The sequence below is a fragment of the Variovorax sp. W2I14 genome (assembly GCF_050435205.1).
GTDB classification, from domain to species: Bacteria; Pseudomonadota; Gammaproteobacteria; order Burkholderiales; family Burkholderiaceae_C; genus Variovorax; species Variovorax paradoxus_C.
Map to the genome: position 1 here is coordinate 1915815 of NZ_JBNDJX010000001.1, position 12893 is coordinate 1928707.

Annotated in this window: 12 protein-coding genes; 11 read left to right on the forward strand and 1 reads right to left on the reverse strand. The window is 66.2% G+C overall.

The features are described from left to right. Nucleotides 1-56: 56 nt before the first annotated feature. The 11 genes from gsiC to QF040_RS08985 all read left to right on the forward strand — a co-directional run bounded on the left by gsiC (nt 57) and on the right by QF040_RS08985 (nt 11561). The gene (gene gsiC, locus QF040_RS08935) at nt 57-977 is read left to right on the forward strand and encodes a glutathione ABC transporter permease GsiC (protein ID WP_429610738.1); all 921 of its coding nucleotides are present in this window, start codon (nt 57-59) and stop codon (nt 975-977) included. Nucleotides 978-987: 10 nt separating this feature from the next. Beyond that, nucleotides 988-1914, forward strand: a complete 927-nt coding sequence (gsiD, locus tag QF040_RS08940; protein WP_429610739.1) for a glutathione ABC transporter permease GsiD — start codon at nt 988-990, stop codon at nt 1912-1914. A gap of 14 nt (nt 1915-1928) precedes the next feature. Then, nucleotides 1929-3008: a P1 family peptidase gene (locus QF040_RS08945; RefSeq protein ID WP_429610740.1), complete on the forward strand. Its 1080-nt coding sequence runs from the start codon at nt 1929-1931 to the stop codon at nt 3006-3008. Continuing rightward, nucleotides 3005-3826 (forward strand): M55 family metallopeptidase, encoded by an 822-nt coding sequence (locus QF040_RS08950; RefSeq protein ID WP_429610741.1) that lies wholly within the window; start codon nt 3005-3007, stop codon nt 3824-3826. Before QF040_RS08945 ends, QF040_RS08950 begins: the two co-directional genes overlap by 4 nt. 966 nt (nt 3827-4792) lie before the next feature. Beyond that, nucleotides 4793-6571, forward strand: coding sequence for a nitrite/sulfite reductase (locus QF040_RS08955; RefSeq protein ID WP_429610742.1), 1779 nt, complete (start codon nt 4793-4795; stop codon nt 6569-6571). A 55-nt stretch (nt 6572-6626) separates the two neighbouring features. After that, on the forward strand, nt 6627-7022 hold the full coding sequence (locus tag QF040_RS08960; RefSeq protein WP_307683568.1) for a DUF934 domain-containing protein: 396 nt from the start codon (nt 6627-6629) through the stop codon (nt 7020-7022). Between the two features lie 20 nt (nt 7023-7042). Next, nucleotides 7043-7675 carry a phosphoadenosine phosphosulfate reductase family protein gene (locus QF040_RS08965; protein ID WP_429610743.1) on the forward strand — a complete coding sequence of 211 codons (633 nt, stop codon included), beginning with the start codon at nt 7043-7045 and terminating at the stop codon, nt 7673-7675. Nucleotides 7676-7717: 42 nt separating this feature from the next. Further along, nucleotides 7718-8659 carry a sulfate adenylyltransferase subunit CysD gene (gene cysD / locus QF040_RS08970; RefSeq protein ID WP_306878110.1) on the forward strand — a complete coding sequence of 314 codons (942 nt, stop codon included), beginning with the start codon at nt 7718-7720 and terminating at the stop codon, nt 8657-8659. A gap of 32 nt (nt 8660-8691) precedes the next feature. Beyond that, nucleotides 8692-10065, forward strand: coding sequence for a sulfate adenylyltransferase subunit 1 (locus QF040_RS08975; RefSeq protein ID WP_429610744.1), 1374 nt, complete (start codon nt 8692-8694; stop codon nt 10063-10065). Between the two features lie 42 nt (nt 10066-10107). Beyond that, complete coding sequence (fdxA, locus tag QF040_RS08980; protein WP_007839295.1) at nt 10108-10437, forward strand: ferredoxin FdxA; 330 nt, start codon at nt 10108-10110, stop codon at nt 10435-10437. An 89-nt stretch (nt 10438-10526) separates the two neighbouring features. Further along, nucleotides 10527-11561, forward strand: coding sequence for an NAD(P)/FAD-dependent oxidoreductase (locus QF040_RS08985; protein WP_429610745.1), 1035 nt, complete (start codon nt 10527-10529; stop codon nt 11559-11561). Here QF040_RS08985 and QF040_RS08990 read toward each other — a convergent pair. Beyond that, nucleotides 11542-12846: an aspartate aminotransferase family protein gene (locus tag QF040_RS08990; protein WP_429610746.1), complete on the reverse strand. Its 1305-nt coding sequence runs from the start codon at nt 12844-12846 to the stop codon at nt 11542-11544. The genes QF040_RS08985 and QF040_RS08990 overlap by 20 nt on opposite strands. Nucleotides 12847-12893: the final 47 nt, after the last annotated feature.

The window sequence follows — 12893 nt, forward strand, 5'->3', positions numbered from 1 at the left end:
CGACTGCCCCTCGGGCGACGGCCGCGCGCCGTCGCCCGTTGCGGCATCCGCACCCCATGCTGAATTACCTTCTCAAACGCCTGCTGGGCTTGATTCCCACACTGCTCATCGTGGCGGTGCTGGTTTTCCTGTTCGTTCACATGCTGCCCGGCGACCCCGCGCGACTCGCCGCCGGCCAGGATGCCGACGAGCAGACGATCGCCATGGTGCGCACGGAGCTCGGCCTCGACAAGCCGCTGCCCCAGCAGTTCGTGAGCTTCTTCACCCACATGCTGCAAGGCGACTTCGGCACCTCGATCCGCAGCCGGCGGCCGGTGTCGACCGAGATCGCGGAGCGCTTCTTCCCGACCGTGATGCTGACCATCACCAGCATGGTGTGGGCGGTGATCTTCGGCATGGGCATCGGCATCGTCTCTGCCGTGTACCGCAACAAATGGCCGGACCGCATCGGCATGACGCTGGCGGTATCGGGCATCTCCTTTCCTGCATTTGCATTGGGCATGCTGCTGATGCAGATCTTCTCGGTGCAACTCGGCTGGCTGCCCACGGTGGGAGCCAGCACCTGGAAACACTACATCCTGCCCTCGATCACGCTCGGTGCAGCCGTCGCGGCCGTGATGGCCCGCTTCACGCGCGCCTCGTTCGTCGAGGTAATCCAGGAAGACTTCGTTCGCACCGCGCGCGCCAAGGGCGTGCGCGAATCCAGCGTGGTGTTCAAGCACACGCTGCGCAATGCGCTGATCCCCGTGGTCACGATGATGGGCCTGCAGTTCGGCTTCCTGCTGGGCGGCTCCATCCTTGTGGAGGCGGTCTTCAACTGGCCCGGCCTCGGCCGCCTGCTGGTCGATGCCGTGCAGATGCGCGACTACCCCGTCATCCAGACGCTGGTGCTGCTGTTCTCGCTCGAATTCATTTTGATCAACCTGGTGGTCGATGTGCTGTACGGCTACATCAACCCGACCATTCGCTACAAGTGAGCAAGCAGCCATGACGCAAGCTTCCGGCGTGCCTGCCGAAACCATTCTTCCGACCTCCCCGGTCGCCACGCTTCAGAACGCCGGAAAGGTCCGCACGCCCTGGGGCGAATGCTGGCGCCGTTTCAAGAAGCAGCCGGTGGGCATCGTGGCCGCCATCTTCGTGCTGCTGCTGGTGTTCATCGCGGTGTTCGCGCCGTGGATCGTGCCCTTCGATCCCGAGAACTTCTTCGACTACGACATGCTGAACAGCGGCCCCTCGGCCACGCACTGGTTCGGCGTCGATCCTCTGGGCCGCGACATCTTCAGCCGCATCCTCGCGGGTGCGCGCATCTCGCTGATGGCGGGCTTTCTGTCGGTGCTGGTGGGCGGCTTCATCGGCACGGCCTTCGGCTTGCTCGCGGGCTACTACGAAGGCTGGTGGGACCGCATCGTGATGCGCATCTCCGACGTGCTGTTCGCCTTTCCCGGCATCCTGCTGGCGCTGGGGGTGGTGGCCATCCTCGGCAGCAGCATGACCAACGTGGTGGTGGCGGTGTCGGTGTTCAGCGTGCCGGCCTTCGCGCGGCTCGTGCGCGGCAACACGCTGGTGCTGAAGCAGCAGACTTACATCGAGGCCGAGCGCAGCATCGGCGCATCGGACTGGACGATCATCGTGCGGCACATCCTGCCGGGCACGATTTCGTCGATCGTCGTGTACTTCTCGATGCGCGTGGGCACCTCGATCATCACGGCCGCCAGCCTGTCGTTCCTCGGCATGGGCGCGCAGCCGCCGACGCCCGAGTGGGGCGCGATGCTCAACGAGGCGCGCGCCGACATGGTGACATCGCCGCACGTGGCGCTGTTCCCGAGCCTGGCCATCTTCTTCACCGTGCTCGCGTTCAACCTGCTGGGCGATGCCTTGCGCGATGCGCTCGATCCGAAGATCGACCGCGAGTAACTTCTCCTTTCTTCATGGCCTCGACGAACACCCTGCCTTACATCGGCACCCTGCTCCAGGGCCCGCGCAACGCCATCACCGACGTGGAAGGCGTCACCGTCGGCCACCAGACGCTCGATGACGGCGCCGTGCAGACAGGCGTGACGGTGATCCGCCCGCATGCGGGCGATCCGTTCCGCGACAAGGTGCCGGCCGCGGCCGTGGTGCTCAACGGTTTCGGCAAGAGCGTCGGGCTGGTGCAGCTAGCGGAACTCGGCGTGCTGGAAACGCCCATCGCGCTGACCAACACCTTCTCGGTCGGCACGGTGGCGACGGCGCAGATCCGGCATTGCATCGCGAGCAACCCCGAGAGCGGCCGGTCGCTGCCGACGGTGAACCCGCTGGTCTTCGAGTGCAACGACGGCTTTCTGAACGACATCCAGCGGCTCGCGATCACCGAGGCCGACTATCTGCAGGCGCTCGACGCCGCCGGCCCCGACTTCGCGCAGGGCTCGGTCGGCGCGGGGCGCGGCATGTCGAGTTTCCAGCTCAAGGGCGGCATCGGCAGTGCCTCGCGCCGCGTGTCCTCGCCCTGCGGCGAAGTGCATACGGTGGGTGCGCTGGTGCTCGCGAACTACGGGCGCCAGCCGCAACTGGTGCTGGCCGGCCACGCGGTCGGCGAGCGGCTGGCCGCGCAGCAGGCCACGGCCGAATGCAAGGAGCCCGAGAAGGGCTCGATCATCATCGTGGTCGCGACCGATGCACCGCTCGATGCGCGCCAGTTGCGCCGCCTCGCGCTGCGCGCGGGCGCGGGCCTCGCGCGCACCGGCTCGGTCTTCGGCCATGGCAGCGGCGACATCGTGCTGGCCTTCTCGACCGCCTACACCGTGCCCGACCGCGTCGACCGCCCGATGCCCACCATCGCGATGGTGCACGACGGGTTGCTCGATGGCCTCTTCCAGGCCGCCGCCGACAGCACCGAGCAGGCTATTGTTCATGCGCTCTGGCGCGCCACGGCCGTGACGGGCCGCGATGGCAATCACCGGGCGGCGCTGTCCGAGGTGTTGCCGCCCTCTTCCCTTTTCTCTTCCGCAGAAGTGCACGCCCTCCCATGAAAGTCCTGATCTCCACCGACATCGAAGGCGTTGCGGGCGTCTATCACCACGAGCAGGCGCGGCAGGGCAACCCCGAGTACGAACGCGCCCGCGTGCTGATGGCGCACGAGGCCAATGCGGCGATTGCCGGTGCATTCGATGCGGGCGCCACCGAGGTGCTGGTGAACGACTCGCACGGCGGCTTTCGCAACATGCCGCCCGACGTGCTCGATGCGCGTGCCCGCGTCGTGCAGGGCAAGCCGCGGTACCTGAGCATGGTGGCGGGCGTGGAGGAAGACGGCGTGGAGGCGGTCTGCATGGTGGGCTACCACTCGCGGGCGCAGGGGCGCGGCATCCTTGCGCACACGATCAACAGTTTTGCGTTTGCGAGCATTCGGCTGGGAGAGCAGGAGCTCGGCGAGGCTGGGCTCTACGGGGCGCTTGCGGGCGAGTACGGCGTACCCGTGGTGATGGGCAGCGGGGATGACGTGTTCATCGGCGAGAACCGGGCGCTCTTTCCGCATGCGACGTTTGTGGAGACGAAGAAGGCGACTGGCTTCAACAGCGGCGTGTCGCTGTCGCCGGAGCAATCGCGCAAGGCGATTCGCGCCGGGGTGGTTGAGGCGCTGGCTGCACGGGGCCGTGCGAAGCCGCTGGTCTTCGAGGGGCCGCAGGTGGTCACGCTGCGGACTCAGTCGCCGATGATGGCTGATCTGTTTTGCCAGTGGCCGAGCTTCGAGCGGGTCGATGGTGTGACTCTGCGCTTCAGCGCTGGGACGGTGGAAGCGGCTGTGCGGATGTTGAACTGCTGTTCGGCGATGTCTTCGATGTTGCGTTGAGTTTGCTTTTTCTTTGCGTTCTCTGCTGAGGGCGGAGGCCGGGTCTCGCCCCGGCGGGCGACTTACTTTCTTTTGCTTCGCCAAAAGAACGTAAGCAAAGAAAAGGCGACCCTGCTGTCTGCGTCCCTACGCTTCGCTTCGGGCAACCTGCGGTGCTCACGTTCCGCGGGGTCTCGCCCAAACTCGCTTCGCTCAAACAAGGGCGAGCCCTGATCCGCGAAACGCTGCGCTCCTCGGCGCATACAGAAGGGCTTTCGGCCGCGCCATCGCTGCGCTCGGCGGCGCGCTCGGGCCTTCGCTTCGCTCGGCTCGAGTTGGCTTCCTCTACGACGAGGAGCCTTTGTTCCACTGAATTCGGATTGGCTCCCTCGCCCCTTGGGGAGAGGGAGCCAATCCAGCCGGCAAGCGAAACAACGGCCCACCGAAAGGAGGCCGAGCGAAGCAAAGGCCCGACTGCAAGCCGAGCAAAGCGACGGCCCGTTCGGTATCCAACCCCCTCTGGCTGCGCCGAGGAGCGCAGCGGTTCGCGGATCAGGGCTCGCCGCTGTTTGAGCGCAGCGAGTTCGGCGAGACCCCGCGAACCGCGAGCACCGCAGGTTGCCCCGTAGCGCAGCGCAGGGGTCGCAGCCAGCGGGGTCGCCTTTTCTTTGCTTACTTTCTTTTGGCGAAGCAAAAGAAAGTGAGTCGCCCGCCGGGGCGAGACCCGGCCTCGGAAAGAAAACCAGATCAATGCGTACGACAACCACCGGTTCCTAGAATCCCCGGAGTCCGGCAACCCGTTTCCAGCCTCTCGCCCTTATCCAGAATAAGCATCCAACCGCCCGCAAACCCGCATGGCCATTGGTGAATTAGCTTATCCGCATAAAGCGCGAACCAAAAAATAGTTTGTTTCCATAAGGCCCGCTTTCAGAATCTCGGCTTCTTGCTGGGGCGCTGGACGCACCGCACTTCAAGACAGCACTCACGATGTACCAATACACAGAATTCGATCGCCAGTTCGTTCACCAACGGGCCGCCCAGTTCAGAGACCAGCTCGAGCGCTGGCAAAAGGGCCGCCTGCACGAGGACGAGTTCCGCCCGCTGCGGCTGCAAAACGGCTGGTACGTCCAGCGCTATGCGCCGATGCTGCGCGTGGCCGTGCCCTATGGCGAGCTTTCGAGCCGCCAACTGCGCGTGCTGGCCAGGATCGCCCGCGAATACGACGAGCCCGAAGCCGAGGTCTACAAGAAGGCCATCGAAACGCAGGGCCTGCTCGGCAGCCACAAGCTCCCGACCCACTACGCCCACTTCTCGACGCGCCAGAACGTCCAGTACAACTGGATTCCGCTCGCCAAGTCGGCCGACGTGATGGACCTGCTGGCTTCGGTCGACATGCACGGCATCCAGACCAGCGGCAATTGCATCCGCAACATCACGAGCGACGAGCGCGCCGGCATCGCGGTCGACGAAATCGCCGATCCGCGCCCCTTCGCGGAAATCATGCGCCAGTGGAGCACGCTGCACCCCGAGTTCGCCTTCCTGCCGCGCAAGTTCAAGATCGCCATCACCGGCGCCACCGAAGACCGCGCCGCCACCGGCTGGCACGACGTGGGCCTGCACGTGGTGAAGAACGAAGCGGGAGAAATCGGCTTCCGCGTGCAAGTGGGCGGCGGCATGGGCCGCACGCCGATCATCGGCACCGTGCTGCGCGAGTTCCTGCCGTGGCAGCAGATCATGAATTACCTCGAAGCGGTGATCCGTGTCTACAACCGCTATGGCCGCCGCGACAACATCTACAAGGCGCGCATCAAGATCCTGGTGAAGGCCGAAGGCCAGCGCTACATCGACGACGTCGAGGCCGAGTACAAGCAGATCCTCGAACACGACGGCGCGCCGCACACCATCACGCAGGAAGAGTACGACCGCGTGGCCGCCTCCTTCGTGCCGCCGACGCTCGCCACCCGCGTACTGCAGAGCGCCGAAAAGACCGACGCCGAGCTGGGCGCCCACGCAGCCGACGACGTGCAGTTCGCCCGCTGGCTCGCCCGCAACGTGGCGCCGCACAAGAACCCCGCGCTGCGCGCCGTCACGCTGTCGTTCAAGCGCCTGAAGCAGGCGCCCGGCGATGCATCGGCCGACCAGCTCGACACGCTCGCGCAACTGGCCGACCGCTTCTCCGCCGGCGAAGCCCGCGTGACGCACGACCAGAACGTGGTGCTGCCCTGGGTGCATGCCGAAGACCTGCATGCGCTGTGGCTCGCCGCCCGCGCCGCCGGTTTCGCGAGCGCCAACGTGCACCTGCTGACGGACATGATCGCCTGCCCCGGCGGCGACTTCTGCGCGCTGGCCAATGCGCGCTCCATTCCGATTGCCGAAGCGATCACCGAGCGCTATCAAGACCTCGACGAGCTCGACGACCTGGGTGAGATCGACCTGCACATCAGCGGCTGCATCAACTCCTGCGGCCATCACCACAGCGGCCACATCGGCATCCTGGGCGTCGACAAGGACGGCAAGGAGTGGTACCAGGTCACCCTCGGCGGCTCCGATGGTTCCGCGCTCAGCGGCAATCCGCAGGCCGGCAAGGCGGTCGGCCCCTCGTTCTCGGCGGCCGAAGTGCCGGGCGTGATCGAGGCCGTGCTCACCACCTACCGCGACACCCGTTCGTCGGGCGAGACCTTCATCGACACCCTGCGCCGTGTCGGCCACGACCCGTTCAAGGCCGCGGCCAACGGTGCGCGGTTCAAGGTGGAGGAAGCAGCATGAGCCGCCGGGCCGCTCCCAAGGCGAATACCGTAGCGCGTAGCGCGGAGGTTTCCTAATGAACAAGACGCTTAACATCCTCTCGGCCGAAGAGCACATCGACGACGGCGACCCGAAGGTTCTGCAACTGGCCAACGATGCGGACCCGCTCGCCATCGAGGTGTGCCTGGCCGACATCGAGCGCATCGACCTGCATTTCCCGAAGTTCACCGACGGCCGCGCCTACAGCCAGGCCTTCCTGCTGCGCCGCCGGCTCGGGTTCACGGGCGACATCCGTGCGACGGGCGACGTGCTCATCGACCAACTGGTGCAGATGGAGCGCACGGGCTTCTCGAGCGCCGTGCTGAAAGAAGGCGTGGACGCCTCCGACGCACAGCGCCAGTTCGACCGCTTCTCCGCCTTCTACCAAGGCGATGCCGTGAAGACCGCACCGCACTTCGTGGCCAGCAACTGAGCTCCAAAAAGACATTCGATATGAGCACCGCCACCGACATCGACTTCGCGCGCATCAACACCGACCTCGGCCGCAATGCCGAAGGGCTGGTGGACTGGGCGATCGGCCTGGGCCAGCCTTCGATCATCACCACCAACTTCCGCCCGTTCGAGGCGGTGATCCTGCACATGGTCACGCGTGCGAAGCGCGATGTGCCGGTGATCTGGATGGACAACGGCTACAACACCGAGGCCACCTACCGCTTTGCCGATGAGGTCACCAAGCAGCTGGGCCTGGACCTGCACATCTACCTGCCGCGCCGCTCACGCGCGCACCGCGAAGCAGTGGAAGGCCCGACGCCGGCACTCGACGATCCGCGCCACGCCGCCTTCACCGAAGAAGTGAAGCTGGAGCCCTTTGCCCGCGCGCTGCGCGAGACGGCGCCCAAGGTCTGGTTCACCGCGCTGCGGGCGACCGACACGGCCGTGCGCGCGCAGATGGACCCGGTCAGCGTCAATCCGGACGGCCTCATCAAGGTCGCGCCGCTGCTGCACTGGTCGTCCAAAGAGCTGTACGAGTACTGCACCGTACATGGCCTGCCCAACAACTTCGACTACGTGGACCCGACCAAGGGCGAAGACAACCGCGAGTGCGGATTGCATATCGCGCATTGAGCGCCAACGCTTCACCGACCTTCTGAATCCAGCCCTCACCCGATGAACGCCCGAACCGAAACCGAACTGCTGCTGTCGCCGGCGCACCTCTCCAACACGCACCTCGATGCGCTGGAGGAAGAAACGATCTTCATCCTGCGCGAAGTGGCGGCCGCCTTCGAGCGCCCCACCCTGCTGTTCTCGGGCGGCAAGGACTCGCTGGTGCTGCTGAAGTGCGCGGAAAAGGCGTTCGGCGCGGGTCGCATTCCCTACCCGCTGCTGATGATCGACACGGGCCACAACTTCCCCGAAGTGACGGCCTACCGCGACCAGCGCGCAAAGGAACTGGGCGCCGAACTCATCGTGCGCAGCGTCGAGGACTCGATGGCGCGCGGCACCGTGCGCCTCGCCCATCCGGGCGAATCGCGCAACGCGCACCAGTCGGTGACGCTGCTCGAAGCGATTGAAGAATTCCGTTTCGATGCGCTGATCGGCGGCGCCCGCCGCGACGAGGAAAAGGCGCGCGCCAAGGAACGCATCTTTTCGCACCGCGATTCCTTCGGCCAATGGCAACCCAAGGACCAGCGCCCCGAGCTGTGGACGCTGTTCAACACGCGCCTCGCACCCGGCGAACACTTCCGCGTGTTCCCGATCTCGAACTGGACCGAACTCGACGTGTGGCAGTACATCGAGCGCGAGCACGTCGGCCTGCCGTCGATCTACTACACGCACAAGCGCGAGGTGGTCGAGCGCCGCGGTCTGCTGGTGCCGGTGACCGAACTGACTCCGCCGCGCGACGGCGAAACGGTGCAGGTGCGCGACGTGCGCTTTCGCACCGTGGGCGACATCACGACCACCTGCCCGGTCGAGAGCCTCGCGGCCGATGCGGGCGACGTGGTGATCGAAACGCTCACGGTCGATGTCAGCGAACGCGGTGCCACCCGGATGGATGACATGACCTCCGAAGCATCCATGGAAAAACGCAAGAAAGACGGTTACTTCTGATGAGCGCGACGAATACTGCCAACGCAACCCCGATGTCCGTTCGCACTGAGCCTGTCGAAGTGCCGCGCGCAGCGTCGACAAGCTCAGCCCGAACGGGCGGGGGTCATCACGGCGACACCGGCACCGCCCTGCGCTTCATCACCTGCGGCTCGGTCGACGACGGCAAGAGCACGCTCATCGGCCGCCTGCTGGTGGACAGCAAGACCGTGCTGCAGGACCAGCTCGCCGGCGTGCAGCGCGGCGGCGAAACCGATCTGGCCTTGCTGACCGACGGCCTCTCGGCCGAGCGCGAGCAAGGCATCACGATCGACGTGGCGTATCGCTACTTCTCGACCGCCAAGCGCAAGTTCATCATCGGCGACGCGCCGGGCCATGAGCAGTACACCCGCAACATGGTCACCGCCGCCTCGGCCGCCGATGCCGCCGTGGTGCTGGTCGATGCGACCAAGCTGGCCTGGGCCGCCGAAGTGGAAGACGGCACCGTGGTCAAGCGCGAACTGCTGCCGCAGACGCGCCGCCACACGCTGCTGTGCCATCTGCTGCGCGTGCAGTCGATCGTGTTCGCGGTCAACAAGCTGGACGCCATCGGCGACGCGGGTCTCGCCTTCGAGCGCATCTCGACCGCGCTGACCGCCTTTGCCGAAGCGGCCGGCGTGCAGGTGGCCGGCATCGTGCCGATCTCCGCGCTCAAGGGCTGGAACGTGGCCACGCGCCATGCCGACTGGGTCGGCTACGAAGGCCCGAGCCTGCTCTCGCTGCTCGAAGACCTGCCGGTCACGGCGCAGGACGAGGCCGTGCCCTTCGCCTTTCCGGTGCAATGGGTCGAGAAGTTCTCGTCTTCCGCCGACACCTCGCAGGGCCGCCGCGTGTTCTGGGGCCGCGTCGCCTCGGGCCATGTGGAGCCCGGCCAGCGCGTGACCGTGTTGCCGAGCAACCAGACCGCCACCGTTGCGCAGGTGCTGAGCCACACGCGCCAGCCGAAGTCGGTGCATGCGGGCCACAGCGCCGGCATCGTGCTCGACCGGGAGGTCGATGTGTCGCGCGGCGACTGGCTGCTGGCGCCCGGCGCCTTCGAGCCGGTGCGCGAGATCACCGCCACCGTGGCCTGGCTCGACGACGAGCCGCTGGTCGCGGGCCGCGTGTACTGGGCGCTGCAGGGCCATCGCTGGGTCAAGGCGAAGGTCGCGCGCATCGTCGATCGGGTGAACATCACGACGCTCGAATCGGAGCCGGCGACGCAGCTCGAAGCCAATTCGATCGGCGATGTGGTGCTCGCACTGCAGCAGCCGCTGGCCGTGCTGCCCTTCACGCAATCGCGTGCGCTGGGCTCGCTGGTGCTGGTCGATACCGCCTCCCACAAGACCGCTGCTGCCGTTCTCGTGCAGCCCGCCGCCGCAAAGGCCTAAAATCTGGGGTTTTCCCCGATCAAACTGACGTTTAAAAGACAAATGACCCACGTCGTTTCCGAAGCCTGCATCCGTTGCAAATACACCGACTGCGTGGACGTTTGCCCCGTCGACTGCTTCCGCGAAGGTCCCAACATGCTGGTGATCGACCCGGACGAATGCATCGACTGCGCGGTCTGCATCCCCGAGTGCCCGGTCAACGCGATCTACGCCGAAGAAGACCTTCCGGCCAACCAGATCGCCTTCATCAAGATCAATGCCGAGCTGGCCTTGGCCGATGGCTGGAAGAGCATCACCAAGCGCAAGCCCGCGCTGCCCGACGCTGAAGAGTGGAAGGACAAGACGGACAAGGTCGGGGAGCTGGTGCGCTGAAGCATGTGGCCCCGACGCTCTTCACTGCGTGTAGCCGCTGCCCCCCGAGGGGGCCGCAGACCGCCTAGGGGCGGCCCGGCGGCGGTCTGATGACTCGCCAAGCCATCGAAACCGACGCCTTGATCGTCGGTGCCGGCCCCGTCGGGCTGTTCCAGGCCTTTCAGCTGGGCCTGCTTGAAATCTCCTGCCACATCGTCGATGCACTGCCCGCCGCGGGCGGCCAGTGCGTGGCGCTCTATGGCGACAAGCCGATCTACGACATTCCCGGCACGCCGGTGACCAGCGGGCGCGATCTTGCGCAATCGCTGCTCGCGCAGGTGGCGCCGTTCAAGCCGCAGTTTCATTTCGGCGAGCAGGTCGCCACCCTCGCTCGCCAGGCCGACGAGCGCCTGCTGCTGACCACGTCGGCCGGCAAGGCGTTCCTCGCGAAGACGGTGTTCATCGCAGCCGGCGTCGGCGCCTTCGTGCCCAAGCGCATCACGCTCGACGGGATCGCGCAGTTCGAAGGCACGTCCCTTTTCTATCACCCTGAATCGATGGACCGCTTTGCGGGGCAGATGGTGGTGGTGAATGGCGGTGACGACATCGCGCTCGAAACCACCGTTGCACTCACGGCCATTGCGAAGCACGTCACGCTGGTCCACCGGCGCGACGGTTTCCAGGCCAGCGAGGCGAACATCGCCGCAATGCGCGCCCTCGTGGCCGCCGGCAAACTGGCCTTCAAGGTCGGCCAACCGACCGCCTTCGACGGCAAGCAGCTGCAGATCACCACGCCCGATGCCACGACCGTCGACCTGCCGCTCGATGCGCTGATCGCGTGCCTCGGTATCTCGCCGCGCCTCGGCCCGATCGCCGACTGGGGCCTGGAGCTCGAGCGCAAGCAGGTGCCCGTCGACACCGAGAAATACGAAACCCGCGAGCGCGGCGTGTTCGCGGTGGGCGACATCAACACCTACCCGGGCAAGAAGAAGCTCATCGTCTGCGGCTTCCACGAAGCCACGCTGGCGGCCTGGGGCGCCACCGCCATCGTGTTCCCCGGCAAGGCGGTGCCGCTGCAGTACACGACCACCAGCACGCGGCTGCACGAGCTGCTGGGCGTGGCTGCTACTTCGCGCCAGGCATAAGCGCGCGGTATTCGCCGATGAAGCTGCCGATGGCGGCGACGTAGCTGTCGATATCCGAGTCGGACAGCGGCAGCGAGAGCACGACGAAGCCGCGCGGCGACGTGTAGATGCCCCGGCTCAGCAGGTGGAAGAACAGCAACTGGCGCAGGCGCCCGTCAACTGCCGCCAGATCGGCCACGCGCCGCACCTCACCGCCGACGAAATGCGCATTCATCAGCGAGCCAACGCCGGTGAACTGCATCGCCACGCCTTCTTGCGCACACAGCGCATTGAGCCGCGACCGCATTGCCTCGCCGCGTTCGGCCAACGCACCGGCCGCTTCGGGCGTGAACAGCTTCGTGAGTCCCGCATACCCAGCCGCCATCGTCATCACGTTGTTGTTGAAGGTGCCCGAATGCGCGAGCGCGCCGGTGCGCGGATCGAACTGCGCCATCACCTCCTCACGCCCGCCGAAGGCACCGAACGACATGCCGCCGCCGATGTACTTGCCCAGCGTGGTGAGGTCGGACTTGATGCCCAGCTTGTTGGCCAGCCCCTGCGGCGCGAGGCGCGAAGTCATCACCTCGTCGAAGACCAGCAGCGCACCGACCTTCGTGGCGCCATCCCGCAGCGCCTGCAGAAACTCGAGGCGCCCCGGAATGCACCCGCTCGCGCCCTGCATCGGCTCGACCAGGATGGCGGCGATCTCGGGGCCGTGCCTGGCGATCTCTTGGCTCGCGCGCTGCGCGTCGTTGTAGGGCAGCACGAGAAAGTCGAAGGGCACGGTCGTTGGCGAAGGCGTGTCGCCGAATCCGAGCACCCCACCGTGATAGCCACCCGAGAACACCACGATCTTTTGCCGCCCCGTGAAGTGCAGCGCGGCCGTGAGCGCCATCAGGTTTGCCTCGGTGCCCGAGTTGGTGAAGCGCAGTTGTTCGATCTGCGGAAAGCGCTCGCAGATGGTCTTTGCCAGCCGGCCTTCGAGCAGGTTGTGGCCCGTGAGGTTGATGCCGCCCTGCATCGCCTCGATGACCGCATCGCGGATCTCGGGCGCCGAGTGGCCGTAGACGCCGGCCGTGTACTCGGCGATGAAGTCGGCATACCGATGGCCGTCCGCATCCCAGAGCGCGGCCCCCTCGCCCTTGGCGATGGTGAGCGGAAACGGCGCGTAGAACAGCACCGAGCGCGTGTTGGCGCCGGGCATGTAGCGCGTCTGCTCGTCGAAGCGGCGCCGGCTCTCGGGATTGCCTTCGGTGAAGCGTTGATGCGCCCCGGCGAGGGCTTGGTCGATGGCGGCGTCGGTCATGGAACGGTCCTTGAAGGTGGGTTGGCGCTTTGGGCCGGTTAATTGAT